The 25206-nt window shown below is 73.8% G+C and carries 22 protein-coding genes; 14 read left to right on the plus strand and 8 right to left on the minus strand.

The features are described from left to right. Positions 1–557 precede the first annotated feature (557 nt). The 3 genes from panD to ACFWWU_RS17990 all read left to right on the plus strand — a co-directional run bounded on the left by panD (position 558) and on the right by ACFWWU_RS17990 (position 3110). Complete coding sequence (gene panD / locus ACFWWU_RS17980; protein ID WP_384146013.1) at positions 558–983, plus strand: aspartate 1-decarboxylase; 426 nt, start codon at positions 558–560, stop codon at positions 981–983. A gap of 19 nt (positions 984–1002) precedes the next feature. After that, positions 1003–1347 carry a GNAT family N-acetyltransferase gene (locus ACFWWU_RS17985; RefSeq protein WP_384146016.1) on the plus strand — a complete coding sequence of 115 codons (345 nt, stop codon included), beginning with the start codon at positions 1003–1005 and terminating at the stop codon, positions 1345–1347. A gap of 383 nt (positions 1348–1730) precedes the next feature. After that, on the plus strand, positions 1731–3110 hold the full coding sequence (locus ACFWWU_RS17990) for a transglycosylase family protein (RefSeq protein ID WP_384146019.1): 1380 nt from the start codon (positions 1731–1733) through the stop codon (positions 3108–3110). Here the strand turns inward: ACFWWU_RS17990 and ACFWWU_RS17995 are convergent. Further along, positions 2991–4052 carry a DMT family transporter gene (locus ACFWWU_RS17995; RefSeq protein ID WP_384146021.1) on the minus strand — a complete coding sequence of 354 codons (1062 nt, stop codon included), beginning with the start codon at positions 4050–4052 and terminating at the stop codon, positions 2991–2993. The two genes, ACFWWU_RS17990 and ACFWWU_RS17995, sit on opposite strands and share 120 nt — an antisense overlap. Before the next feature lie 244 nt (positions 4053–4296). Between ACFWWU_RS17995 and ACFWWU_RS18000 the strand changes: the two genes are divergently transcribed. The 3 genes from ACFWWU_RS18000 (at position 4297) to ACFWWU_RS18010 (ending at position 7116) form a co-directional block, all read left to right on the plus strand. Continuing rightward, positions 4297–5040 (plus strand): (2Fe-2S)-binding protein, encoded by a 744-nt coding sequence (locus ACFWWU_RS18000; RefSeq protein WP_384146712.1) that lies wholly within the window; start codon positions 4297–4299, stop codon positions 5038–5040. Between the two features lie 69 nt (positions 5041–5109). Continuing rightward, positions 5110–6594, plus strand: a complete 1485-nt coding sequence (locus ACFWWU_RS18005; protein ID WP_384146024.1) for an SDR family NAD(P)-dependent oxidoreductase — start codon at positions 5110–5112, stop codon at positions 6592–6594. Positions 6595–6945: 351 nt separating this feature from the next. Continuing rightward, positions 6946–7116 (plus strand): hypothetical protein, encoded by a 171-nt coding sequence (locus ACFWWU_RS18010; RefSeq protein WP_384146027.1) that lies wholly within the window; start codon positions 6946–6948, stop codon positions 7114–7116. A gap of 114 nt (positions 7117–7230) precedes the next feature. On the opposite strand, the gene ACFWWU_RS18015 is transcribed toward ACFWWU_RS18010, so the two are convergent. Genes ACFWWU_RS18015 through ACFWWU_RS18025 form a run of 3 tightly spaced genes read right to left on the minus strand, consistent with a single transcriptional unit; the run spans position 7231 to position 10176 of the window. Continuing rightward, complete coding sequence (locus ACFWWU_RS18015; protein ID WP_384146030.1) at positions 7231–8637, minus strand: lipase maturation factor family protein; 1407 nt, start codon at positions 8635–8637, stop codon at positions 7231–7233. A 22-nt stretch (positions 8638–8659) separates the two neighbouring features. Then, positions 8660–9211: a DUF1990 family protein gene (locus tag ACFWWU_RS18020; RefSeq protein WP_384146033.1), complete on the minus strand. Its 552-nt coding sequence runs from the start codon at positions 9209–9211 to the stop codon at positions 8660–8662. Then, on the minus strand, positions 9208–10176 hold the full coding sequence (locus ACFWWU_RS18025) for a YndJ family protein (RefSeq protein ID WP_384146715.1): 969 nt from the start codon (positions 10174–10176) through the stop codon (positions 9208–9210). Before ACFWWU_RS18025 ends, ACFWWU_RS18020 begins: the two co-directional genes overlap by 4 nt. A 216-nt stretch (positions 10177–10392) precedes the next feature. On the opposite strand from ACFWWU_RS18025, the gene ACFWWU_RS18030 reads away from it, so the two are divergent. The 3 genes from ACFWWU_RS18030 (at position 10393) to ACFWWU_RS18040 (ending at position 15414) form a co-directional block, all read left to right on the plus strand. Further along, positions 10393–11670, plus strand: coding sequence for a DUF6777 domain-containing protein (locus ACFWWU_RS18030; RefSeq protein ID WP_384146034.1), 1278 nt, complete (start codon positions 10393–10395; stop codon positions 11668–11670). Positions 11671–11735: 65 nt separating this feature from the next. Then, positions 11736–13877: a SpoIIE family protein phosphatase gene (locus ACFWWU_RS18035; protein WP_384146037.1), complete on the plus strand. Its 2142-nt coding sequence runs from the start codon at positions 11736–11738 to the stop codon at positions 13875–13877. Between the two features lie 190 nt (positions 13878–14067). Beyond that, positions 14068–15414, plus strand: coding sequence for a wax ester/triacylglycerol synthase family O-acyltransferase (locus ACFWWU_RS18040; protein ID WP_384146718.1), 1347 nt, complete (start codon positions 14068–14070; stop codon positions 15412–15414). 17 nt (positions 15415–15431) lie between these two features. Here the strand turns inward: ACFWWU_RS18040 and ACFWWU_RS18045 are convergent, their stop codons facing one another. The 3 genes from ACFWWU_RS18045 to ACFWWU_RS18055 are packed head-to-tail and all read right to left on the minus strand — an operon-like array spanning position 15432 to position 19257. Continuing rightward, entirely contained in the window at positions 15432–17162 is a 1731-nt protein-coding gene (locus ACFWWU_RS18045) for an alpha/beta hydrolase (RefSeq protein ID WP_384146040.1), read from the minus strand. Positions 17163–17194: 32 nt separating this feature from the next. Then, positions 17195–18589: a sensor histidine kinase gene (locus ACFWWU_RS18050; protein ID WP_384146042.1), complete on the minus strand. Its 1395-nt coding sequence runs from the start codon at positions 18587–18589 to the stop codon at positions 17195–17197. After that, positions 18586–19257 carry a response regulator transcription factor gene (locus ACFWWU_RS18055; RefSeq protein WP_384146045.1) on the minus strand — a complete coding sequence of 224 codons (672 nt, stop codon included), beginning with the start codon at positions 19255–19257 and terminating at the stop codon, positions 18586–18588. The genes ACFWWU_RS18050 and ACFWWU_RS18055 overlap by 4 nt, the downstream gene beginning before the upstream one ends. Before the next feature lie 60 nt (positions 19258–19317). On the opposite strand from ACFWWU_RS18055, the gene ACFWWU_RS18060 reads away from it, so the two are divergent. The 5 genes from ACFWWU_RS18060 (at position 19318) to ACFWWU_RS18080 (ending at position 24561) form a co-directional block, all read left to right on the plus strand. After that, positions 19318–20190, plus strand: a complete 873-nt coding sequence (locus tag ACFWWU_RS18060) for an Fpg/Nei family DNA glycosylase (RefSeq protein ID WP_384146048.1) — start codon at positions 19318–19320, stop codon at positions 20188–20190. A gap of 31 nt (positions 20191–20221) precedes the next feature. Beyond that, positions 20222–20980, plus strand: coding sequence for a LytR/AlgR family response regulator transcription factor (locus ACFWWU_RS18065; RefSeq protein ID WP_384146051.1), 759 nt, complete (start codon positions 20222–20224; stop codon positions 20978–20980). Positions 20981–21093: 113 nt separating this feature from the next. Next, complete coding sequence (locus ACFWWU_RS18070) at positions 21094–21480, plus strand: hypothetical protein (RefSeq protein WP_384146054.1); 387 nt, start codon at positions 21094–21096, stop codon at positions 21478–21480. 106 nt (positions 21481–21586) lie between these two features. Continuing rightward, positions 21587–23359: a cation acetate symporter gene (locus ACFWWU_RS18075; protein ID WP_384146057.1), complete on the plus strand. Its 1773-nt coding sequence runs from the start codon at positions 21587–21589 to the stop codon at positions 23357–23359. Next, positions 23356–24561, plus strand: coding sequence for a sensor histidine kinase (locus ACFWWU_RS18080; protein WP_384146060.1), 1206 nt, complete (start codon positions 23356–23358; stop codon positions 24559–24561). Before ACFWWU_RS18075 ends, ACFWWU_RS18080 begins: the two co-directional genes overlap by 4 nt. Here the strand turns inward: ACFWWU_RS18080 and ACFWWU_RS18085 are convergent. Beyond that, complete coding sequence (locus ACFWWU_RS18085; RefSeq protein WP_384146063.1) at positions 24553–25056, minus strand: hypothetical protein; 504 nt, start codon at positions 25054–25056, stop codon at positions 24553–24555. The two genes, ACFWWU_RS18080 and ACFWWU_RS18085, sit on opposite strands and share 9 nt — an antisense overlap. Positions 25057–25206: the final 150 nt, after the last annotated feature.

The following is a 25206-nucleotide window of genomic DNA, read 5'->3' on the forward strand; positions in this document are numbered from 1 at the left end:
GTCTCCTTCACGGTGTGCGCGGGCGGTTCGCCATCGGCTGGAACGTACGGAAGGGAGGAGCGGCGCACGCAAGTGCGCAGAGGCGCGTGACCTGGGCTTTGGCCTGGGCGGGCCGGCGTCGGCGCCTTGGCCCCGCCTCGCTCGCGAGTTCCGCGCTGCCGAGGGGCCTCGGGCGGGTGGCAGACAGCGAGCTGGCTTCCGAGGCGGCCGAGCGTCGACCGGCTGATGGCCGAAGGAGCCGTGTTCCGTGAACCGGAGCGATGCCGTGCCCGACAGGTCGGTGGTGGGCGGGCGTACGTCGTCCGCGTGTGCAGAGGGGTCTCCCGTATACATGATGGTTCATCAGGTAAGTCAGCATCCGGTCAGCATGAGTCCCCGGGCGTTCCGGGACGGTCGTCCCAACAGACGCCGGCGCTAAGGGAAAGCCCAGGTGGGAAGCCGTCCAGCCTGACCGGAGCGATGTTCCTCACAAACATCGGGCGGGGGTGTCGGTGTAAGCTCGAGACCGCCCTTGACCTGCACAAAGCAGGCAGGGAGCCGTCTTAGAGGAGTCCACAGTGCTGCGCACTCTGTTCAAGTCCAAGATCCACCGTGCGACCGTGACCCAGGCCGATCTGCACTACGTCGGGTCCGTCACCGTCGATGCCGCCTTGATGGAGGCGGCCGATCTGCTGCCCGGCGAGCTCGTGCACATCGTCGACATCGACAACGGGGCCCGGCTGGAGACCTATGTCATCGAGGGTGAGCGCGGCTCCGGTGTCATCGGGATCAACGGCGCCGCCGCGCACCTCGTGCACCCCGGCGACCTCGTGATCCTCATCAGTTACGCGCAGGTCGAGGACGCCGAGGCGCGGGCGTTCACCCCACGCGTCGTGCACGTCGACGCCGACAACCGCATCGTGGAGCTCGGGGAGGACGCCTCCGCGCCCGTTCCCGGGAGCGACACGGTCCGCGCCCCGCACGCCGTGCCCGTACAGATCTGAGCCGAGGGAGAGCCGCCGCATGGCCGAGCTGAAGATCCGCGACGACCGGACGAACGGGCGCCTGGAGGCGTTCGAGGAGGACACCTTCGTCGGTGTGATCGTCTACTTCGTCCTCGACGCCGACCCTCACTCCCTGGTGGCGGTCCACACCGTCGTCGAGGACGGGCACGAGGGGAAGGGCATCGCCGGAGCGTTGGTGCGCGAGTTCTACACCATCGCCGCCGGAGAGGGCGTGCCCGTCGTGCCGCTCTGCCCGTACGCCGCCAAGTGGGCCGAACGCCACCCGGACGAGGCCCCCGTCCCCCCGGCGGACGTCGTCCGCGCCGCGAAGCTCCAGCTCAAGGCCACCCCTGGCCTCTGGTGACCCGAAGGAGGGGATCCGGCGGGCGCGAGTCCGTCCGCCGGGTCACCCTGGGGAGGGAGGATCCCGACCACCGAGAGGTCCGTGATGACACAGCCCGTGCCCGATCCGCAGCCCTCACCCGTCCCGCCCCCGGTGCCCACCCCGCCGCCGGTACCCCCGCCCAACCCCGTACCGGTGCCGCCCGACCCCGTGCCCAGCCCGGTGCCCCAGCCCGGCGGACCCGTACCGGAACCCGAGCCTCAGCCCCAGCCTGGCCCTGCGGGACTCCGCCCGCCGTCAACAGGAAGGTGACGGAAGGCGCTTGATGTTCCGCGCCGCCCCTTGTCACGGAGCGTGCGCCACCCCTAACTTGGACGGCTGTCGCTGTGTTCCAAGGGGGGCCCATGGGCGTACGCGGACGTCACCGCCGTCACCAGCCGAGCCGGATCAACCGTGCCTCGCTCACCTTCACCGCGGGAGGCGCCGGAATGGCGCTGCCGCTGATCGGTGCGGGAGCCGTACAGGCCGCCTCGCTGGATGTCTGGGAGAAGGTCGCGGCCTGCGAGTCCTCCTCCAATTGGCGCATCAACACCGGAAACGGCTACTTCGGCGGACTCCAGTTCAGCCAGTCCACCTGGGAGAGCTACGGCGGCACGCACTACGCCCCGCGTGCCGACCTGGCCTCCAAGGACCAGCAGATCGTGATCGCCGAGCGCGTCCTCAAGGGACAGGGGCCCGGCGCATGGCCCTCGTGCGGGCCGCGCGCCGGCCTCGCCCGGGGCGGCGAGGCGCCTGACACCGCAGGGGGCAACGCGCCGAGGACCACGTCCCTGCCCGGGCAGCGCGCCTTACCCGAGCAGGTCACCCGGCGCGCCGGTCCGACCGCCGTGCCCACCATCCGCGAGATGTACACGGTCGCGACCGGCGACTCCCTCTCGAAGATCGCCCGCGAGGAGCGGGTCCAGGGCGGCTGGAAGGGGCTGTACGAGTCGAACCGGCCGGTGGTCGGCGACGACCCCGACCTGATCCACCCCGGCCAGCGGCTGACCCTGCGCATCGCCGCCCCCAGGAAGCCGGCGGAGACGAAGACACCTCAGCGGGCCGTGACACCCCCACCCGTGAAGGCTGCTCCTCCTGTGAAGGCCTCCCCACCGGCGAAGGCCGCCCCACCCGTGAAGGCTGCTCCTCCGGTGAAGGCCACCCCTCCGGTCAAGGCCGCCTCCGCCAAGCCCCCGGCCACGAAGGCGCCATCCACCAAGGCCCCGGCCCCCCGGGCCACTCCCGCCGCCAAGCCCTCCGCGAAGCCGAAGCCGAAGGCGAAGACGAAACCCGTCAGCCGGCCCGCGGCCAAGCCCCGTCCGGCCGCCGCGCCGGACGAGGACCGCTACTCCGCTCCCATCGCCGCCGGCATCGGCACCCGCTACGGCACCCGCGGCTCCTCCTGGTCCAGCGGCTACCACACCGGCGTCGACTTCCCCGTCCCCACCGGCACCTCGGTCAAGGCCGTCGCCGATGCCCGGGTCGTCTCCGCGGGGTGGGGCGGTGCGTACGGCTACCAGGTCGTCCTGCGCCACGACGACGGCCGCTACAGCCAGTACGCGCACCTCTCCGCCCTCACCGTCCGCGAGGGCCAGCGGGTCCAGGGAGGTCAGCGCATCGGACGCTCAGGGTCGACCGGCAACAGCTCGGGACCGCATCTCCACTTCGAGGTACGGACGGGTCCCGGGTACGGCTCCGACATCGACCCGCTGGCCTACCTCAGGGCGCGGGGCGTCTCGATCTGACGCCGGTGACGCCGGTGACACCTGTGACGCTGATGACTTCGATGACTCCGATGACTCCGACGGGCGCGCCGGCCGGGCTTCCCCGGCCGGATCTGACACCGACAGGGCCTCCGGCGGGACCGTCATGCGGTCCAGGGTGAGCTGGACCAGGCCGCCCGCCGCGACCGCGCCGCAGATCAGCGCGGCGACGGTGCCCGCCGTGCCGTAACGGAAGCTCTCGCCGAAGAGCGTGAGGCCCACGGCCGCCGCGACCACCGGGTTCACCACGGTGACCGTGGCGAGCGGGGCGGCGAGCCCCGCGCCCCGGTACGAGGCCTGCGAGAGGAGCAGCCCGGTCACGGCGAGCGCCGACAGGACGAGCAGCCCGGTCCACTCGGCGAGCGGGGCGCCGGAGGTCCATTCCTCGGCCACGGACTTGGTGAAGACCGAGGCCATGCCGAAGGAGACGCCGGCCGCGGCGGCCAGGATCACGCTGCGCAGCACGGACCGGCCCACCAGGTGCGCCACCGTGAACAGGACGGCCACCACGGCGGACGTGCCGGCCGCGAGCAGCCACCGCTCCCCGTCGGCGAGCGACTGCGCGTCGGAGCCGTTCGTGAGGCTCAGCAGGCCGGCGAGGCCGACCGTCGCCATGAGGGCGCCGCGCCAGGCCCGCCGCCCGACCCGGCGGCCGACGAAGAGGGCCGCCATGGGCAGCGCGAACACGATCGTGAGCGCGCCCAGCGGCTGGACCAGGCTGAGCGGGCCGAACGCGAGGGCGATCACGTGCAGGGTCGCGCCGAGACCGTTGAGCAGGACGGACACCCACCACGCAGGGCTGCGCAACGGCGCGTAGCGCGGACCGGCGGCGGAGGCCGCGACCCGCTCCTGCACGATCGCCGCTGCCGCGTAGGCGACCGCCGAGACCAGGGACAGGAGCACGGACAGCAGGAGGGGGCTCATACCCTCCACGATCTCTCTTCCGGGCGATTTCGGCGTCGTACCAGGGAACGTCTTGGCGGCTACCGCCGTCGCAGTACGCGGCCCGCGCGTACGACCGGAGATGTACACCCGCGCAGGTCGGAAGGGGTGGAACGGGATCTTTCCGGCGCCCGCTGCCGGTGCGGAAGAATCATGGCGGTACGGAAGTCTTCGCCGCAGGACCGAGGGACGTGGGGGCAGGCGCGTGGAACCCGAGCTGGATGGCGTGGCGAGCGGAGCGAGACGGGGGTACCCCCGGCCGGAGGCTGGGGGAGGAGCGGTCGGCGGGTTCTTCGCGCTGCGGACCACCGCACCGGAGACCGGAGGGGCGCACCGCCCCCTCGCCCTGCTGTACGCGGGGGAGGACGGCCCCCTCACCGCGCGCGTGGACCGGGTCACCGCCCGGCTCCGCGCTCCCGAGCGGCGGGTCGGAGCCTCGGTCGCCCACCTCGGGCTCGCGGCCAGGCTCTGGTCGACCGCGCTCGGACCGGCCGCGCTGTACGGCGCCTTCCCCGACCTCGCCCCCGGCGAGCTGCACTGGGACGGGGCGCTGACCTCTCCCGACGACCTGTGGTGGTCCGGCTCCGCGACCCGGCCCGCCACCGTCGACGCCCTCCGCGCGGCCGTCCAGGAGGCCCACCTCGTCCCGCTGCACGCGGCGCTGCGCCGCGACGGCCGGATCTCGCCCCGGCTGCTCTGGGGAAACGCGGGCTCCGCCCTCGCAGGCGCCCTTCGCGAGCTCACCCGCTGGGCCCGTGCGCAGGGCCGGCCGGAGGTCGCCGAGCGGGCCGCCGCCCTCGTCTCCGGGCTCCTCGACCACCCCGACCTCGCCGGTACGGTACGGGGCCCCCGGCTGCGCCGCGCCAGCTGCTGCCTCTACTACCGCTGCCCCGGCGGCGGCCTCTGCGGGGACTGTGTCTTCGACCACGCTCCCCGAACGGGTTTGGAGGGGCGGCCCCCCGCTCCGTAAAGTTGCCTATTCGAGCGCCCGCGAGCGGCGGCGACGACGACGTACGAGCGAACGAGGAACCCGAAGGCCATGACGGTGACCGAAGAAAACCAGGACTGCGGGCCGGGCGTCGACCCCGAGCGCCTGGCCGTCTGCCTGAGCGTCCTCGACGAGCTCGACAAGCTGGACGTCGACCACCCGGACGCGATCGTCGTCCGGCGCGCCACCGCCGGCATCTACCGGACCGTGAAGCAGCGCCGCCGCCAGGAGCGCAGGGCCGCCAAGACCGCCAACGACAAGGCGGTCACCGAGGCCACGGCCACCGGCTCCGCGCAGCGCATCGACGACGAGACCGAGGGCATCCTGCCCTCCTCGGTCACGGAAGAGGGCAGGATCGCCGGGATACTCCAGCGTCCGCGCTCCTGCTACGTCTGCAAGACGCGGTTCGTCGAGGTCGACTACTTCTACCACCAGCTCTGCCAGCCGTGCGCGGCGCTGAACCGCGCCAAGCGCGACGCCAGTGCCGACCTCACCGGCAAGCGCGCGCTGCTCACCGGCGGCCGGGCCAAGATCGGCATGTACATCGCGCTGCGGCTGCTCCGTGACGGCGCCCACACGACCATCACCACGCGCTTCCCCAAGGACGCCATCCGCCGCTTCAAGGCCATGGACGACTCCGCGGAGTGGATGCACCGCCTGGAGGTCGTCGGCATCGACCTGCGCGACCCGGCCCAGGCCGTGGCCCTCGCCGACCAGATGGCCGAGGCCGGGCCGCTGGACATCCTCATCAACAACGCGACGCAGACCGTGCGCCGTCTGCCCTCCGCCTACGCCGCCCTGGTCGACGGCGAGAGCGCCCCGCTGCCCGCGGGCGAGCTCCCGGCCCACCACGTCATCGGCGCCTTCAACTCCGGTGCGGTCGGTGAGCTCGGGACGGCCGCCGCGCTGCCCGTCGGTGTCAGCGGTCTGGAGGCGCAGCAGGTCGCCGACCTCGCCCTGGTCGCGGGGAACGCCAGCATCGCCCGGCACCTCGACGGCACCGCCATCGACGCGGGCGGCCTGGTGCCGGACGTCGTCGAGAGCAACACCTGGGTGCAGAGCATCGAGCAGATCTCCCCTGTGGAGCTCCTCGAAACCCAGCTGTGCAACTACACGGCGCCGTTCATCCTGATCAGCAAGCTGCGTCCGGCGATGGCCGACGCCGCCAAGAAGGCGGCCAGCGGGCGCGCCTACGTCGTCAACGTCTCGGCGATGGAGGGTGTCTTCAGTCGCGGCTACAAGGGCGCCGGGCACCCGAACACCAACGCCGCGAAGGCCGCGATGAACATGGTGACGCGAACCAGCGGCCAGGAGATGTTCGAGACCGACGGCATTCTCATGACCTCGGTCGACACCGGCTGGATCACCGACGAGCGTCCGCACTTCGACAAGCTGCGCCTCGCCGAGGAGGGCTTCCACGCCCCGCTCGACCTGGTTGACGGCGCGGCCCGCGTCTACGACCCGGTCGTGCGCGGCGAGGCCGGCGAGGACCTCTACGGCTGCTTCCTGAAGGACTACGCCCCGGCCAACTGGTAAGCGGCGGATCCGCGGCCCGGAACCTCGGGAACCCGGGCAACCCTGGGCCACCGGGAACCCTGGGCCACCGAGCACCCCGGGAACACAACCTGGAAAGAGCGCTCTACCTGCTGGTAGAGCGCTCTTTCGGCTTCATTCACTCGATCGCATCACACTTCTGAGCCCGGTAGAGCGCGGATGCGCTCATTTGGTTACTCTGATGTCCACGGTCGGCCACCGAGGAGACACACCATCCTCACGGCTGGTCCGGGGACTGGCCTGCCACCAAGGCCGCGGTCCCGCCCGATGAACGGCGCCACCGCGACCGACGGCACCAAGGCCCCATTGGTACGCGACACAAAGGAGTGCGCGGTGACACCCGAACTGACGAAGCAGGAACCGAGACCGGCCGAGACCCAGGACCGGCCCCGCCGGAACGGCGAGCTCGGAAGCCTCGAAGTGTGGGCCCACGCGGCCCCGATCCGGCTGGCGGGCTACGAGGACGACCTCGCGGAGCCCCACATCCTGCCCGGCATCGACTGAGTCATCGACCGAGTCATCGACCGATCCGGTGCCCTGACGTAACCCTTGCTTCACTCCGCTGCCCCCGTCCCCTTCCGGCCGGGGGCAGCGGTACGTCCTTGCCCGAGTACGTCCCTACCTGAGCCGGATCGGCGGCAGGTATTCCCGCAGCAGCGTGCGGTGCCACCAAGCCCCGGTCTCGCGCAGCTCGCGCCAGGTCGTGTACCGGTACCGGTACAGCCGGGCGCGGACGTGCGTCGGCGGTGCGTCGGGGAACGGATTGTGGGCGAGCAGCCGCAGCGTGTCGCGGTCGCCGTCGAGCAGCCGCTCCACGAAGGGCCCGAACCACTCGCGCGCGTACCCGGGGGAGAGCGCGGCGAACCACATCAGCCAGTCCAGGCGGAGGTGGTACGGGGCGAACTGGCGCGGCAGCCGCCGGGGATCGCCGGGCTTGCCCCGGAAGCCGTACTCCCGCCACACCGTGCCCGCGTGCGGTGCCGGATCGTCGGTGCCCTCGACGACGATCTCGTCCCGTACCCGGCCGACCGTGCCGAACGCGCCGTACGTGTTGACCAGGTGGAACGGGTCGTACGAGCGGTTCATCGCCTGGTTGCGGGAGAGCAGGTTGCGCACCGGGCGGTAGCTCCGGAACAGGACGAAGGCGGTCACCGCGACGACCACCACCACGTACCAGAGCGGCGGGTCCGGCCGCGGGTGCTCACCGGTGAGCGCGGAGGCGTCCACGACCGAGACGGCGAGCACGATGGTGAGCCAGTTCAGCCAGGCGAAGTTCCCGGAGAGCACCAGCCACAGCTGCGTCGCGATCATGAGGCAGGCGGCGACCGTGGCCACCGGCTGCGGGGTGAAGAGCAGGAACGGCACGAACAGCTGGACGACGTGGTTGGCCGCGACCTCGACCCGGTGCAGCGGGCGCGGCAGGTGGTGGAAGAACCAGCTCAGCGGGCCGGGCATCGGCTGTGTCTCGTGGTGGTGGTAGAGACAGGTGAGGTTCCGCCAGCAGCGGTCGCCCCGGATCTTGATGAGACCGGCGCCGAACTCGACCCGGAAGAGCAGCCAGCGCAGCAGGAAGAGGACGAGGACAGGCGGTGCCGTGTCGTCGTTGCCGAGGAAGACCGCGAGGAACCCGGTCTCCAGGAGCAGCGACTCCCAACCGAAGGCGTACCAGGTCTGGCCCACGTTCACGATCGACAGGTACAGGGCCCAGAGCACGAACCAGAGGAGCATCGACACCGGCAGCGGCACCGCGTCACCGGCGCCCGCCACGAGGGCCAGGGCGATCGCGGCCCCGGTCCACGCGACGGCGGCGAACAGCCGGTCGGAGTAGCGCCAGTGGAAGAGCGAGGGAGTGCGGCGTGGCCGGGTCACGCGCAGGTACTCCGGTACGGGGAGCATGCCGCGCTCGCCGATCAGCGCCCTGAACTGGAGGGCGGCCGACAGGAACGCCACGCAGTACAGCCCGGCGAGGCCCCGCTGGAACGCGATCCGGCTCAGCCAGAGGTCGGGCGCGGTGAACCACTCCATCCCTTCCAGTATCGGCCCGGGATCACCCCCTGACGAGGCGCCGGAGCGTCCGGCCGAGGTGCCGGGCGTACGCCCGCTGGAGGAGGGGGACCAGAGGGCCGGCGAGCCGGGTGTACCAGGCGGCGGGCCGGCTGAACGCGGTGACCGTGAACCGGACCGTGCCGTCGGGGGCCAGTTCGACGACGAAGGACTCCTCGCCCTGCTCCAGGTGGCCGGTGAGGGTGCCGTAGGCGAAGCCGGTGCGGTGCTCCTCGTATGCCGTCCAGATCACTTCGCAGGGGACGCCGACACGGAGGCGGCCGACGCTCGCCGACACCTCCAGACGGACGCCGGGCTCGGCGCGGACGGCCCCGCTGCGGACGGACGCCCCGGAGGCGCGGTGCGTCCGCCAGGTGGTGACGGCGGTGCCTGCGGCCTCGAAGGCGGCGCGGCCGTAGCCGACGACCGTGCTGTGCCGCAGGTGGTGGTAGCCCTCGGGGAGGTCCTCAGGGGAGCGGGTGGCGCCGACCTCGCGGTAGGTGAGGCTCGGGCGGGGGCGGGCGGTGCGGGAGTGGCTGTTCGTGAGGCGGGTCATGCCGGGAGCTCCGTTCGCGGGTGGGCCGAGCTGGCCGGGTGGGCCGAGTGGTGCGGGCGGGACGGGCGAAACGGGTGGGACGGGGGGGACGGGTGGGCCGGGGTGGGGAGGGGCGGCGGTGACGGCGGTGACGGTGTCGCTGCCCGGTCCGTCTGGAGGCGGCGCCGGGCGAGGAGGGCGCAGACGGCGAAGCCCAGGGCGTTGCCCAGGCCGTGCGTCGCGGCCATCCACGTCAGGCTGAGGTGGGGCAGGCCGGTGGCCTCGCCGAGGGCCCAGCTCAGGGCGAGCAGCATGGTGACGACGAGGACCAGGGCCGAGACGGCGAGCAGCGCGCGCGTGAGCCGGCCGGTCGCGAGTTCGCGGCGTTCCCGCAGGGTCAGGACGGCGACCCCCGCCATGCCGGCCGTGAGGACGACGGCCCCGGCGAGCTCGGCCCAGTCGTCGACGAAGTAGCCGACCAGGACCAGCAGCGTGCCCGCCGGCACGCTGAGCGCGGCGAAGCGGGCGGTGGGGCCGTCGTCGGCGCGGCAGACGAGACCGGCGACCAGGGCGGCGGCGAAGCCCGCGAAGTGGAAGTGCGGGACGGTCAGCGCGAGGAGGTCCAGGTCGAAGCCGAAGAGCGGGTACGAGGCCCGTTCGGCGACGAGCGCCAGACCGGCGACGGAGGGGGCGGCCAGTGCGGTGAGCACGGCGATCTCCCTGGGCCGCAGGGAGCGGGTCAGCATGAGGCGGGCCGGGGCCTGGAGCGCGAGTGTCACCGTGGCGAGGGCGTAGACGGCGGCGAGCCCGGCCGAGAATCCGGAGCGGGGCAGCCACAGGGCCAGCGCTCCGGGGGCGGCGAGCAACGGCCAGGCGCGCCGGAGCGGGTCCAGGCCCGGTGGTCTGGGCCCGTCCAGGAGCGCGAGCCCCGTCGGTACGACCCAGAACATGCCGATCATCACGACCGGGTTCACCAGGATCGACAGCGCGGTCACGAGACACCCCCCGACTTGAACGTGTTCAACTGGCATGTTGAGCGTAGGGCCTTTCTTGAACGCGTTCAAGTGGGGTGTTCGTCCGGCCGGGTGTCGGCCGACCCGGTCGGCCTTCCTCCGCTTGCGGGGGCCCGTGCGCTGCGACAGACATGGGGGACAGGCCGGAACCGGGCGCCGGGCCCCGGAGAGAGAAAGTGGGAGTACCAGGTGCGCACACCTCTGCGCCGGACGCGGCGAACCCCCACCGCGATCACCGCGACGCTCGCCTCGGCTCTCCTCGTCGCCGGCTGCTCCTCCGAGGAACAGGGCGGCAGTCACGGCGAGCAGCCCGCGGCAGCCACCGCCCAGGACGTCCACCTCCAGCCGCTCGCCGCGCGGGGCCCCGACCCCTTCACCGCGTCCAGCGCCAGGATCACCGGCCGGACGGTCGCCCCGGAACGGGACCCGGACGCCGCCTCCGTCCAGCCGGTCCGCGAGATCACCGGCTCCACCCCCGGCCTCTACGGCGGTACCCGGTCGGAGGCCAGCTGCGACGTCGAGCAGCAGGTCTCCCTCCTCTCCGCCGACCACGGGAGGACGCGCGCCTTCGCCGAGGCCGCAGGCATCCCCGAGACGAACGTCTCCGGCTGGCTGCGCGGGCTGACCCCGGTCGTCCTGCGCGCCGACACCAGGGTCACCAACCACGGCTACCGCGGCGGCCGCGCCACCGCCTTCCAGTCCGTCCTCCAGTCCGGTACGGCGGTCCTCGTCGACCAGTACGGCACCCCGCGCGTCCGCTGCGCCTGCGGCAACCCGCTCCGCAGCCCGGTCGCGGCCCAGGGAGGTGTCCATCAGGGCGAGCCCTGGGACGGCTTCGACCCGGAGCACGTGATCGCCGTCCGGCCGACCACCACCGTCGTGACCAGCCTCGTCATCGTGAACGCCGCGGACAGCAGCTGGATCGAGCGGCGGACCGGCAGTGATGGGGCCGAGGACCGGAAGCCCGCCGTCGAGCCGGACTGCGACCCGGACGAGTGTCACCTGACCGGGACCGTCGCACCGGCCCCCGCGACCCCCGACCCCGTGACACCGGCCCCCATGACACCGGCCCCCACGACCCCGGCCCCAACGACCCCGGCCCCCGTGACACCCGACCCCTCCCGTCCCGACGCGGCCACTCCCTCCTCGCCGGATCCGACGGGCCCCGCTCCCGCGAACCCCGACCCGTACGAGGAGCCGCCCGCCGATCCGTACGCGGACCCGTCTACCGAGCCGTCTACCGACCCGTACTCCGACCCGTACTCCGACCCGTACGCCGACCCGTACGCCGACCCGTACGAGGAGCCGGCCCCCGACCCGTACGAGGATCCCTACAGCGACCCGTTCGCCGACCCGTCCGCCGAGCCGCCCGTCTACCCGCCCGATGTCCCCGAGGGGGAGCTGCCGCCCGAGGGGCTCTTCCCGCCCGACACGGAGCAGGAGCAGCCCGAGACCTTCGAGGGATGAGAGGGCCGCGAGGTGAAAGGGATCTTCGTGGTGCGCAGGGGCGGGGCTGCGCCTAGCGTGGCCCCATGAACGCGGGCAGAGCGGGCGGGGAGGCGGCCGAGCGGCTCCGCCATGGGCCGGGGGAGCCGAGGGAGCCGGGCGAGCCGGGGGAGCCGGCGGAACCAGCGCCGGCGGAGCAGCCCCGCGCCGGAGCGCGGATCCTGCACGACTACGGCTCGGTCTTCCGGATGGGCGGTTTCGACTGGGACCTGCTCACCGGGACGATGATCATGGACGACGCCGCCCTCGGGGTCTTCGACCTGGACCGCGCGGAGTACGACGACCGGCCCGAGAGCCTCGGCCCCCGCGTCCTGCCCGACGAGGGCCGCCGGCTCGACACGCTGGTGGCCCAGGCGCTCAAGGAAGGCAGCGACGAGTACGGCGCGTACTTCCGTATCCGGCGCCGCGACGGCAGCCATCAGTGGACCCACACCCAGGGCCTCGTCGAGCGCGACCACACGGGCCGTCCGGTGCGCATCGTGGGCATCCTCCGTGACGCCACCCACGAGCTGACCGAGTCCGCGGCCCGGCTCGGCCTCGACGAGGGGCGCCGGCAGCGCGCCGGTGTCGTCGAGGGCACGACGGCCGCCCTCGCCTACGCCCGGACCGTGCAGGACGTCATCGACCTGCTCAACGACTCGCACGCCCTCGAACACTTCGGCGCCGCCAGCCTCGTCATGGGCCTCCTCGACGCCGGCCGCATCCATCTGGTCGCCGAGGGGCCCGACGGCGCCTTCGTGCCGGGCACCCGCTTCACCCGGGTGGACGAGCCGTACCCGATGAGCGAGGTGATCCGGACCCTGCGGCCCCGGTTCATCGACTCGGCCCGTGACTTCGCCGACTCCTTCCCGGTGCTCTGGCCGCACATCAGCGGACTCGGCATCACCGCCGCCGCCTATCTGCCGCTCATCGCCCAGGCCCGGCCCATCGGCGCGCTCGGCCTGCTCTACAGCGACAAGACCGGCTTCAGCGAGGACGAGCGGACGCTGCTCGTCGCCCTCGGCAGCAGCATCGCCCAGAGCCTCCAGCGGGCGATGCTGTACGAGCAGGAGCACGACCTCGCCGAAGGGCTCCAGCAGGCGATGCTGCCCCGCCGGATCCCCGAGGTGCCCGGCGCGCAGACGGCCGTCCGCTACCGCTCGGCCCGCCTCGGCCGGGACATCGGCGGCGACTGGTACGACATCATCCCGCTCCCCGGGGGACGGGTCGGCGCCGTCATCGGCGACGTCCAGGGCCATGACACCCACGCGGCCGCCGTCATGGGCCAGCTGCGGATCGTGCTGCGCGCGTACGCCGCCGAGGGGCACCCTCCGGCCACCGTCATGGCCAGGGCCTCGGTCTTCCTGCACGAGCTCGACACGGAACGCTTCGCCACCTGCACCTACGCCGAGGTCGACCTCGGCACCGGGGTCGTCCAGATCGTCCGCGCCGGCCATGTCGACCCGCTGGTCAGGGAGATCGACGGCAGCTGCCGCAGGCTCCCGGTGGAGGGCGGGCTGCCGCTCGGGCTCTCCGCGGAGTTCGGCCGGCTCGACTACCCCGTGACCGCTCTGGAACTCGACCCCGGGCAGAGCCTGATGCTCTACACCGACGGTCTTGTGGAGAAGCCGGGCTCCGACCTCGACGAGGGCTTCCAGTGGCTGACGTCCCTCGTCCGGCGCGGTCCCGCCGACCTCCAGCAGCTCGCCGACCACCTGTGCGACGTGGTCGCCGACCGCGGCGGCGAGGACGACGTGGCGATCCTGCTGCTGCGCCGTGAGGCCGCCTTCGCTCCCCCCGGGGCCGGCCGGTTCCAGCAGCACGTGGCCCAGAGCGACCCGGAGGCGCTCAGCTCGGCCCGGCACATGATCAGGGCCGCGGTACGGGCCTGGGGCGCGGGGGAGCGCGCCGACGAGATCGAGCTGGCCGCCGACGAGCTGATGACCAACGCGCTGATGCACACCGACGGCGGTGCGATCGTGACCCTGCGGGTGCTGAGCGGGCCCGAGCGGCGGATGCGCGTGGAGGTCGAGGACCGGTCCAGCGCGCTGCCCCGGCGCCGCGAGGCGGGGGAGGCGGGCGTCTCCGGACGGGGACTGCTCCTGGTCGAACAGATCTCCGACACGTGGGGCGTCGAGTCGCGGGGCGGTGGCAAGTGTGTCTGGTGTGAGTTCACCGTGGCGAATTGACACCTGTTAACTGAGCGTGAACTGATCGTACTTGACCGTAACTGTCGGTACGCGATTGACTGCGCTCTCCCGCCTCTCCGCGCAGGACGTGAGGACACCCGTGAGCAGCGAGCTACTGGCACCCGACCCACCGGCACCCGACCTACCAGCATCCGAGCCACCGGCACCCGAGCTACCGGCACCCGAACTACTGGCACCTCTGGATCTGGCCTTCTGGCACCTGGAATCCCCCACCCACCCCCTCCACCTCGGGGCCCTCGTCCACTTCGGACCCGTCCCCGCCGCTCCGGGCCACGAGCCGCCGGTGGACGTCCTGGAACTGCTCGCCCGCCGCGCCGCCGCCGTCCCCAGGCTCCGGATGCGCGTGCGCGACGTCCTGCTCCCCGTCGGCGGCGCCGCCTGGAGCGCCGACCCGGACTTCGACGTACGCCACCACGTCCGCGAGATCACCCTCCCCGGCGCCGACTTCCCCGCCGAGACCACCCGGCTCGCCGCCGAACTCATGGAACGCCCCGTCGAGCGCGGCCTGCCGCCCTGGGAGATGTACCTGCTCACCGGCGCCGCCGACGGCTCCTTCGCCGTCCTCGTCAAGCTCCACCACGCCCTCGCCGACGGCATGCGGGCCGTCGCCATCGGCGCCGGGATCTTCGACGAGATCGCCGCCGGCCGCCGCCCCGCACGCCGCCCCCGCCCCGTCCCCCCGCGCTCGTGGCTCCCCGGACCCGGCCGTCTCCTCGACCTCGCCCGGGACCGGCTCGGCGACCTCGGAAGGGCCGTCGAGGTCGGTGCCTCGGTCGTCGGCGCCTCCGTCGTCCGCGCCGGCCGCCTCGACGGCCCCGCCGCCGCTCTCGCCGCCGAATCCAGCGGTACGCGCCGGCTCGCGACCGCGACCCTGTCCCTCGACCGCGTCCACCGGATCCGCCGCACCACGGGCGGCACCGCCAACGACGTCCTCCTCGCGGTCGCCGCCGGAGCCCTGCGCCGCTGGTTCGACGGGCGCGGCCTGCCGCTCCCCGGCGCCGACCCCCGGGCCCTCGTCCCCGTCTCGCGACGCCGCCCCGGGGCCGCACCCGGCCCCGGGAACAGCCTGTCCGGCTACCTCCTCGACCTGCCGGTCACCGAACCCGACCCGGCGGCCCGACTCGCCGCCGTACGGCACGCGATGGACCGGAACAAGGCCGCCGGCCCCTTCCGGGGCGCGGGCGCCGTGGCCCTCCTGGCCGACCGGCTCCCCCCGCTCGCCCACCGCTTCGGCGCGCCCTTCGCCTCCGGCGCCGCCCGGCTCCTCTTCGACCTCCTCGTCACGCAGGTGCCACTGCCCCGCTCCGCGCTCTCGCTCGGCGGCGCCCCGCTGCGCGCGCTCTTCCCCATGGCGCCGCTCGCCCGCGGCCAGTCCCTCGCCGTCGCGATGTCCCCCTACGGGGGCCGGGTCCACATCGGTCTCGTCGCCGACGGCGAGGCGGTCCCCGACCTCGACGCGCTCGCCGCCGCGTTCACCGCCGAACTCGACCTGCTTGACCCGCCGGACGCCCCGTAGACGTGGGGATCCTTCCGTCACGTCGTGCACGTCGTGCCGGGGCGCACCTTCGTGAGGGAGATCAGGTACGCCTCGACCTTCCTGTCGACGCAGGTGCTGCGGCCGTAGCCGGTGTGGCCGGGGGCGTCGAACGACAGCAGCATCCCGCCGGGGAACTGGCGCGCCAGGCTCACGGCCTCGCCGTACGGCGTGGCCGGGTCACCCGCCGTCCCCACGACGAGCACCGGCGGAACGCCCTTGGCCGTCACCCGGTGCGGGCGCTGGGGACCGGCCGGCAGGTCCTTGCAGACCAGTTCGTTGATCACGCCGGTGGTGCCGTAGGCACCCGCGGCCTTCTCCGCGGGGGCGAGGGCGTCCCAGTAGGCCTGGGCGTCGCGCGGGTGGGGGACGTCGAGGCAGTTGATCGCGATCAGGGCGGCGTCGGCGTTGTCCTCGGGCAAGCCGGACGGCTCGCCCGCCGCGGGACCCTCGGAGACGGCGGCTTCCGAGGAGCCCTCCGAGCCCTCGTCCGAGGACTCATCAGAGGACGCATCAGAGGCGTCCGCGTCGGGGTCCGCAGGCTCTTCCTCCCCCGCCGCCAGGGCCGCCAGGCTCGTTCCGTCCCCGCCGTCCGCCGCGACCAGCGCCTCGGACAGCTGCTTCCACTGCGCCTCCGGTGTGTACATGGACAGACTGAGCACCGAGACCAGGGCCGGGGCGTCGAGACCGTACGCGGAGTCGTCGACCGGCAGCGGCTCGCGCTCGGTCCGCTCCAGGAGCCGGTCGATCAGGGCCCGTATCTCCTCGGGCGTCGCGCCCGGGCAGGCGTCGCCGACCGCGTCGGCGCAGGAGTCGGCGTACTCCTCCACCGCCTTCCTGAACCCGGTGGACTGGCTGAGCACGCGCTGCCGCCAGTCGAGCGACGGGTCGACGGCCCCGTCCAGGACCATGGCCCGTACGCGGCGCGGGAACTGCTCGGCGTACGAGGTGCCCAGGCTCGTACCGTACGACCAGCCGACGTACGTGAGCCGTCGCTCGCCGAGGGCCGCCCGCAGCACGTCCAGGTCACGGGCGGCGTCGTCCGTTCCGACATGGGGGAGCAGCGGACCGCTGGCGGCCCGGCAGTCGGCGGCCGTGGCCCGGGCGCTCGCGAGGGCGTCGGCGCGCTCGGAGGCGGTCCGGGGGTGGAGCGGCACGTCGGCGACCTCGCCCGGGGACTCCTCCTCGCCTGCGGCCGGTTCCGCCGAGCGGGCGGTCGTGCAGGTCAGGGCCGGCTTGCTCCCGCCGACTCCGCGCGGGTCGAAGGACACGATGTCGAACCGCTCGCGCACGCCCCGGCCGAGGTCGTCGGCGACGCCGTCCCTGACCAGCCGCACCCCCTGCTCGCCCGGGCCACCGGGGTTGAGCACGAGCGATCCGACACGCTTCCCCGGGATCGCGGTGACGGCCTTCGCCACCGGCAGGACGAAGGTCTTGCCGTTGCCGGGGCGGGAGTAGTCCCTCGGGACGGTGAGCGAGGCGCACCGGTGGTCGCCGCAGGGCCGCCAGTCGAGCTTCTGGCCGTAGAAGCGCCGCAGGTCGGGGCGGGCGGCGGGGTCGGCGGGGGCGGCCGAGGTCCCCGGCCGGTTCCCGTCCGAGGACGTTCCGGCCGTACAGGCCGCCAGCGACGTGGCGCCGAGGACGGCGAGGGCGAGGACGAGGGCCCGGCGGCGGGTGGGGGCGGTGATCACGGCGTACTCCCATGGGTGGTCGGTCCAGGGAAGGATCACGCGCGGATGCTGAGGATTTGCTGAGGGGCGGCTCAGCCCGGCCCGGGTAGCCGCAGCACGAACCTGGCACCGCCGCGTTCCCCGCGCCCCGCCGTGAGCGTGCCTCCGTGGGCGTGGGCGACCCAGGAGGCGATGGACAGGCCGAGGCCGGTGGATCCGGATCCGCTGCGGAACCGCTCGAACAGGGCGTCCGCGACCTCCGGCGGCAGGCCGGGACCCGCGTCCTCGACCGTCAGCGTGCCGTCCCGGGTCACCGTGATCAGGACGTCCGCCGGAAGGCCCGGCGCGTGACCGTGCGCGAGCGCGTTTCCCAGCAGGTTCCCCACCGCCCGGCGTACGAGATCCGGATCGGCGACGACGATCGTGTCCTCGGCCTCGATCCGGACGCGGTGGCCCTCCGTGGGCGCCTCGGCGGCTTCCTGGACGACTGCCTCCACCAACTGGTCCAGACGCAGCGGCTGCCGTGCCACCGTCGCCGTACCGGACATGAGCCGGGCGCGGGTGAGCAGCCCGTCGACCAGCCGGCCCATGCCCTCCGCCAGGCGCAGCGTGCGCCGGTGCACGTCCGTGCTGTCCGTCTCGCCGCGCAGCGCCGTCTCCGCGAGCGTCCGGAGCGAGGCGGCCGGGGTCCGCAGATCGTGCGCCGCGTCCGCGAGGAACGCCTCCTGCTGGCCCAGCGCGGAGAGCGCCGGCCGGACCGCCCGCCCCGACAGCACGTGCCCGACGGCGGCGGACAGCAGCACGAGCACCGCGCAACCGCCCGCCACCATCCACACGAGCCGCCGGTGGTCGTCCCGCTGGGCCGTCGCGTCGGCCGTCGTCACCAGGACGCCCTGCGGGCCCTCGTCCTCCGCCGCTTCCTGCGCGGAGAAGGGCAACGCGAACACCCGTACCGGTGCGCCGTCCGTCGCACGCCGGTCGAAGCCCCGCGCCTCCCCGGTCCGCACTGCCGCACGCCCGGCCTCCAGGACCACCCCGGGACTCACCGACAGGCACGGCGCGGGCGGCGCGTGCTGGACGGTCAGGTCATCTGGGTCGCCCGGGCCGCCGACGTCGCCCGGGCCGTCCGGCTCGCCGACGTCGTCCGGGCCGCCGACGTCATCCGGGCCGTCGCGGTCGTCGCCGGTCACGAGGAGCACGGTCAGCGGCGGGCAGCCGGTGTTCACCGTGTCCGCCAGGACGTCCGTGGCCAGCTGCCCGCTCTCGTCGGTCTCCAGGAGACCGAGGGCCCAGCTGGCGTCCGCGTCCATCGCGTGGTCGAGCTGCTCCCGCCAGCGGGCACTGTCGCTCCGGACGGCGAGCACGGCCATCGCGATCAGCCCCACCGCGCTGGTCAGCGCGAACAGCAGGCTGATCCGCCGGCGCAGCCGCAGCACCCGCGCGGTCGGCGTGAGCGTCCGCGTCCGGCGGGGGAGCAGGGGCCTCACCGGGCGTCGTCGGGCGCGAGCCGGTAGCCGACACCGCGCACGGTGTGGATCAGCGGCGGGACCCCGAGCTTGCGGCGGAGCTGGGAGACGAGCACCTCCAGGACGTTGGACTGCGGCTCGGCCATCTCGTCCCAGCAGCTCTCGATCAGCTCGGCGCGGGAGACCGCCTGGTCGGCGCGGGCCGCGAGGACCTCAAGGACGGCGAACTCCCGGGTGGTGAGGGAGAGCAGCACGCCGGCCCGGCGGACGTGCCGGCGGGCGGTGTCGACCTCCAGGTCGCCGACGCGGTGCACCGGCGGGCGTACGACGGCGGAGCGGCGGCACAGGCTGCGCACCCGGGCGACCAGCTCGGGCACGGCGAACGGCTTGACGAGGTAGTCGTCGCCGCCGCTCGCGAAGCCCTCCACCCGGTCCGCGACGGTGTCGCGCGCGGTGAGGAACAGAACGGGCACGCCGCGGCCGCCGCGCCGCAGCTCGTCGACGTAGGCGGCGGCGTCCCCCGACGGCAGCATCCGGTCGAAGACCGCGCAGTCGTACGCGGTGACGAACAGGGCCTCGTCGGCCCCGGGCAGGTCGGCCGCTTCGTCGACGGCGAGCCCGGCGGCCCGCAGAGCGGCGGCCACCCCGAACCGGAGGTCTTCGTCGTCCTCGACGAGCAGTACGCGCACGTCACACAGCCTAAGGCGTCCCGGCGCGCGGCCCCGCCGACCCTGCGGCAGGGTGGAGCCATGCCCGAACTGCCCGAGGTGGAAGCGCTGCGCGAGTTCCTCGACGCACATCTGGTGGGCAAGGAGATCGCCCGCGTCCTCCCCGTCGCCATCAGCGTCCTCAAGACGTACGACCCGCCCCTCACCGCCGTCGAGGGCGCCGAGGTCACCGCGGTCGGCCGGCACGGGAAGTTCCTCGACCTCACCACCACCGGCGCGGCGGGCGAACTCCACCTCCTGATCCACCTGGCCCGCGCGGGCTGGCTCCGCTGGCAGGACCCGCTGCCCTCCGGGCCGCCGAAGCCCGGCAAGGGCCCGCTGGCCCTGCGTACCGCGCTCACCGGAGGCGACGGCTTCGACCTCACCGAGGCCGGCACCACCAAACGCCTCGCCGTCCACCTGGTCCACGACCCGCAGGAGGTGCCGGGCGTCGCCCGGCTCGGCCCCGACCCGCTCGCCGAGGAGTTCGGCCCCGAGGCCTTCGCCGCCCTGCTCGCGGGCGAACGGCGGCAGATCAAGGGCGCCCTGCGGGACCAGAGTCTCATCGCGGGCATCGGCAACGCCTACAGCGACGAGATCCTCCACGCCGCGAGGATGTCGCCCTTCAAACCCACCCAGAACCTCACCCCGGAGGAGACCACCGCCCTCTGGACGGCGATGCGGACCACCCTCCGCGAGGCCGTCGAGCGCTCCCACGGTCTCGCCGCGGGCAAGCTCAAGGCCGAGAAGAAGAGCGGCCTGCGCGTCCACGGCCGCACGGGAGAGCCCTGCACGGTCTGCGGCGACACCATCCGCGAGGTCTCCTTCCACGACTCCTCCCTCCAGTACTGCCCCACCTGTCAGACCGGCGGCAAACCGCTCGCCGATCGGCGGATGTCGAAGCTGCTCAAATAGCCGCGCGGGGCATCGCACTACACTCCGCCGCATGCTGCGCGTACTGGCCGTCGACGACGAGGAGCCCGCCCTCGGGGAGCTGCTCTACCTGCTCCGCGCCGACCCCCGGGTGCACACCGCCGAGGGCGCGGGCGACGCGACCGCCGCCCTGCGCAGGATCGGGCGCGCGCTGGAGACCGGGCCCGACGGGGACGACGGCATCGACGTCGTCTTCCTCGACATCCACATGCCCGGTCTCACCGGACTCGACGTCGCCCGGCTGCTCGCCGGCTTCGCCCGCCCGCCGCTCGTCGTCTTCGTCACCGCCCACGAGGGGTTCGCCCTCCAGGCCTTCGACCTCAAGGCGGTCGACTACGTCCTCAAGCCCGTCCGCCGCGAACGTCTCGCCGAGGCCGTCCGGCGCGTCCACGACCTGGTCCACGCCACCGCCCCGGCCGTGACCTCCGGGCCCTCCGCGCCCGAGCAGGTCCCCGTCGAACTCGGCGGGGTCACCCGCTTCGTCTCCGTCGACGACATCGCGTACGTGGAGGCCCACGGCGACTACGCCCGCCTCCACACCGACCACGGCAGCCATCTCGTCCGCATCCCGCTCTCCACCCTCGAAGAGCGGTGGGCCGCCCGGGGCTTCGTCCGCATCCACCGCAGCCATCTCGTGGCCCTGGACCGCATCGACGAACTCCGCCTCGACGGAGGCGCCACCTCGGTACGGCTCGGCGACACCGACCTCGCCGTCAGCCGCCGGCACGCCCGCCACCTCCGTGACCTGCTGATGCGCCGGGCCGGGGGCTGATCACCCGCGGGACTGTCGTGGCCGGGGAGTGCTGCGTAGACTCCACGCGTCCCGGGCCCCACGGCCCGCCTGCCCGTCCGGGCAGCCGCCGAGAGATGCCGGAGCGGACGCCGATGTCCGACCACCACCCGCCGCGCAGACCCCGGCGCGAGACCGTCACGTACGCCTCCGCCCACGGCGCCGGCGCCGTCCCCGGACCCGCCCGGCGGCCCCCCGCGCACGCCCCGGCCCGCTCCGAGATCGACGAGCAGACCACCCTCGGGCACACCTACGTCCGCTCTCTGATGCGCAGCCAGCTGCGCGCCGCGCTCACCGCCCTCGGCGCGCTCGCCCTGCTCGTCGGCTCGCTGCCCCTGGTGCTCGCGCTGCCCGCGCCCGAAGCCCTCGTCTGGGCCGCGCTCGGCGCCGGGGTGTACCCCGTGGTCTGGGGCATAGCCCACTGGTACGTCCGCCGCGCCGAGCGCAACGAGCGCGACTTCACCGGCCTCGTCGAACGGTGAGCGGAACGGTGGGCGGAACGGTGACCGATGCGGTGGGTGGAACGGTGACCGAAGCGATGCGCGGAACGGTGACCGATGCCGCGACCAATGCGGTGAAGCACCCCGCGTGAACCAGACCTACGCCGTCGCGGCCGTCACCGCCGTCGTCCTCGCGACCGTCCTCATCGGCGCCCTCGGCCTGCGGATCTCCCGCACCACCTCCGACTTCTACGTCGCCTCGCGGACCGTCCGGCCGGGCCTCAACGCCGCCGCCATCAGCGGCGAGTACCTCTCCGCCGCCTCCTTCCTCGGCATCGCCGGACTCGTCCTCGTCCAGGGCCCCGCGATGCTCTGGTACCCCGTCGGCTACACCGCCGGATACCTCGTCCTGCTCGTGCTCGTCGCCGCCCCGCTGCGCCGCTCCGGCGCGTACACCCTCTCCGACTTCGCCGAGGCCCGCCTCGAATCCCCGCAGGCCCGCCGCCTCGCCAGCCTCTTCGTCGTCGGCATCGGCTGGCTCTACCTGCTGCCGCAGCTCCAGGGCGCCGGGCTCACCCTGGAGATCCTCACCGGCGCCCCCGACTGGGTCGGCGGGCTGCTCGTCGCCCTCGTCGTCACCGGCACCGTCGCCGCCGGAGGCATGCGCAGCATCACCTTCGTCCAGGCCTTCCAGTACTGGCTGAAACTGACCGCCCTGCTCGTCCCCGCCCTCTTCCTCCTCGCCGCCTGGTACGGGGACGGCGCGCCCCGCGCCCGCTTCGACGCCCCCGCCGTCCTCCGCGAGCACACCGTCGTCCGCGTCGCCGACACGGTACGGATCCGCCTCGACGCCCCGCTCACCCTCACCGTGACCGGCCGCGTCGACGCCGTCCCGTACGAGCACCGGACCGTCACCCTCGCGCCCGGCACCCACCACGTCCTGGCGGGCACCGAACTCGCCTTCGCCCCGGGCGCGGTCCTGCCCGAGCGCAGCGAGATGGGGGTCCCCCCGGCCGAAGGCCGGGGGAGGGCCGCCGGCGGCACCGACCCCCTCGGGTGGTCGCAGCCGCTCGCCGGGGGACACGACGGACACCAGCTGTACGCCACGTACGGGCTGATCCTCGCGACCTTCCTCGGGACCATGGGCCTGCCGCACGTCGCCGTCCGCTTCTACACGAGCCCCCACGGCCGCGCGGCCCGCCGGACCACGCTCGTCGTCCTCGGTCTCGTCGGCGCCTTCTACCTGCTGCCGCCGCTCTACGGAGCCCTCGGCCGGATCTACGCCCCCGAGCTGGCCCTCACGGGTTCCGCCGACGCAGCCGTGCTCGTCCTGCCCGAGCGGATCCTCGGCGGAGTCGCCGGCGACCTCCTCGGCGCGCTCCTGGCGGGCGGGGCGTTCGCCGCCTTCCTCTCCACCGCCTCCGGGCTCACCATGTCCGTCGCCGGTGTCCTCACCCAAGACGTGCTGCCTTCCCGGGGCGTACGCCACTTCCGCCTCGGGACCCTGCTGGCCACCGCCGTCCCCCTCGGCGTCGGCGTGGTCGCCTCCAAGGTGCCGGTCGCCGACGCCGTCGGCCTCGCGTTCGCGGTCTCCGCCTCCTCCTTCTGTCCGCTGCTCGTCCTCGGCATCTGGTGGCGGCGGCTCACCCCGCCCGGGGCGATGGCCGGGCTCCTGCTCGGCGGCGGCTCGGCCCTCGCGGCCGTGATGGCGACCCGGGCCGGGCTCGCGCCCGAGGGCTGGCCGCACACCCTGATGGCCTGGCCCGCCGTCTGGTCGGTCCCCCTCGGCTTCCTGACGATGGTCCTCGTCTCGCTCGCGACCCCCGGCCGGATCCCGCCGAGCACCCCGGCGCTCCTCGCCCGGCTCCACCTGCCGGAGGAGTTCACCGGCTCCGTCCCCTCCCAGGAGGTACGCCGATGACCGGCATCGCGCTCGCCGCGGCGGCCGCCGCCGGGGCGGTGCTGCTCGCGGTGGGCTTCGTCCTCGGGCGGTTCGCCGCACGGCGCGGGGGCCGCACCGCCGACCCCGACCTCGGCACCCCCGTCGAACGGGCCACCTTCCACACCCTGCACACGGCCTCGCTCGCCGCGCCGCCGCTGCGCGCCGGGCTCACCGAGGAGACCGCCCGCAAGGCGGCGAGCACGCTGCGCTCGCTGCTCGGCACCGAGGCGCTCTGCCTCACCGACCGGGGCGCGGTCCTCGCCTGGGACGGTCCTGGCGAGGACCACCACCGGGCACACGTCCCCGCGCTGGCCGCCGACACCCTCGACACGGGCCGCAGCCGGTCCGCGCACACCGACTGCGACGACCCGGCGTGCCCCCTGCGCTGGGCGGTGATCGCCCCGCTCACCGGCGAGGACGGGGTCCTCGGCGCGCTCGTCGCCTACGGCTCACGCGAGTCGGCCGTCCTGGTGCGGGCCGCGACCGAGGTGGCCCGCTGGGTCTCCGTCCAGCTGGAGCTGGCCGAGCTAGACCGCTCGCGGACCAGGATCGTGGAGGCCGAGATCAGGGCGCTGCGCGCGCAGATCTCCCCGCACTTCATCTTCAACTCCCTCGCCGCCATAGCATCGTTCGTCCGCACGGACCCCGAGCGGGCCAGGGAACTCCTCCTGGAGTTCGCCGACTTCACCCGGTACTCCTTCCGCAGACACGGCGACTTCGCCCAGCTCGCCGACGAACTGCGCTCCATCGAGCAGTACTTGGCCCTCGCGGGAGCGCGCTTCGGGAACCGGCTGAAGGTGACGCTGCAGATCGCCCCGGAGGTGCTGCCGGTGACCCTGCCCTTCCTCTGCCTCCAGCCCCTCGTGGAGAACGCCGTCAAGCACGGCCTCCAGGAGCGGGAGCGGGGCTGCCGGGTGACGATCGCCGCCCGGGACGCGGGCGCCGAGGCCGTGGTGACCGTCGAGGACGACGGCGTCGGCATGGACCCGGAGCTGCTGCGGGCCGTCCTGCGCGGGGAACACCCGGCGGGGTCCGGCATCGGTCTGTCCAATGTGGACGAGCGGCTGCGGCAGGTGTACGGGGCGGAGCACGGTCTCGTCATCGAGACCGGTGTCGGCGCGGGCATGAAGGTGACGGTACGCATTCCCAAGTACCGGCCCGGCGTGCACCGTTCAGCGTAGGTAGAGGGACAGATGGGCGAGCGGCAGGCCCAGCTTCCAGGCGGGCAGCCACACCTGGACCTTCTCGTCCACCGGTGATCCGGGAGCGTCCGCCGCCGAGCCGGCCTCGTCGGCCGACGGGCCGTCCAGATCGGCGGCACGCACCCAGGTGTCGCGCAGGCCGCGCCAGGCGGTGCGGGCGAGGGCCAGGTCGGGCCCGTCCCCCTCCGCGGCGAGGCGCCCGGCGAGCCGCTCCTCGACCCAGGACGGCCAGGGCCGGTCGTACGCCGTGTGGCGCAGCAACGCCTCGACCGGTACGGGGTTCGGGGCCTCCGACAGGTGGACGGTGAGGGCCAGGGCCTGGAGGCCGGCCCGGTACTCCAGCGAGCCGGGCGCCACGAGCGCGGCGGCCCGCAGCACCTCGTCGGCCTGGAACTCGGCGCACAGCCAGGCCATCGGGACGGCGAGTCCGCCGCCACTCGTGCCGCCGGTGCCGTTCGTGCTCTCGGGCAGCAACGCTCCCACCTTCTTCTCCCGGACATGAGGACCCGTACGTCAGGGACCCGTACGCGAGGGGCCCGGATGTCGGGGGCCCGGGGGAGAGCCTCCACCGTGAAGGGCCTCCGCGGGTCCCGCTTTGCTCAACTCGCCCGTGTGGTTTCGGAT

This window comes from Streptomyces sp. NPDC058650 (assembly GCF_042717315.1).
GTDB lineage: Bacteria > Actinomycetota > Actinomycetes > Streptomycetales > Streptomycetaceae > Streptomyces.

Coding starts and splice junctions, on each gene's coding strand:
- ACFWWU_RS18070 (WP_384146054.1), top strand. CDS start 21,094: ATGTCCGACCACCACCCGCCGCGCAGACCCCGGCGCGAGACCGTCACG.
- ACFWWU_RS18035 (WP_384146037.1), top strand. CDS start 11,736: ATGAACGCGGGCAGAGCGGGCGGGGAGGCGGCCGAGCGGCTCCGCCAT.
- ACFWWU_RS18060 (WP_384146048.1), top strand. CDS start 19,318: ATGCCCGAACTGCCCGAGGTGGAAGCGCTGCGCGAGTTCCTCGACGCA.
- ACFWWU_RS18020 (WP_384146033.1), bottom strand. CDS start 9,211: ATGACCCGCCTCACGAACAGCCACTCCCGCACCGCCCGCCCCCGCCCG.
- ACFWWU_RS17995 (WP_384146021.1), bottom strand. CDS start 4,052: ATGAGCCCCCTCCTGCTGTCCGTGCTCCTGTCCCTGGTCTCGGCGGTC.
- ACFWWU_RS18065 (WP_384146051.1), top strand. CDS start 20,222: ATGCTGCGCGTACTGGCCGTCGACGACGAGGAGCCCGCCCTCGGGGAG.
- ACFWWU_RS17985 (WP_384146016.1), top strand. CDS start 1,003: ATGGCCGAGCTGAAGATCCGCGACGACCGGACGAACGGGCGCCTGGAG.
- ACFWWU_RS18015 (WP_384146030.1), bottom strand. CDS start 8,637: ATGGAGTGGTTCACCGCGCCCGACCTCTGGCTGAGCCGGATCGCGTTC.
- ACFWWU_RS18005 (WP_384146024.1), top strand. CDS start 5,110: ATGACGGTGACCGAAGAAAACCAGGACTGCGGGCCGGGCGTCGACCCC.
- ACFWWU_RS18080 (WP_384146060.1), top strand. CDS start 23,356: ATGACCGGCATCGCGCTCGCCGCGGCGGCCGCCGCCGGGGCGGTGCTG.
- ACFWWU_RS17990 (WP_384146019.1), top strand. CDS start 1,731: ATGGGCGTACGCGGACGTCACCGCCGTCACCAGCCGAGCCGGATCAAC.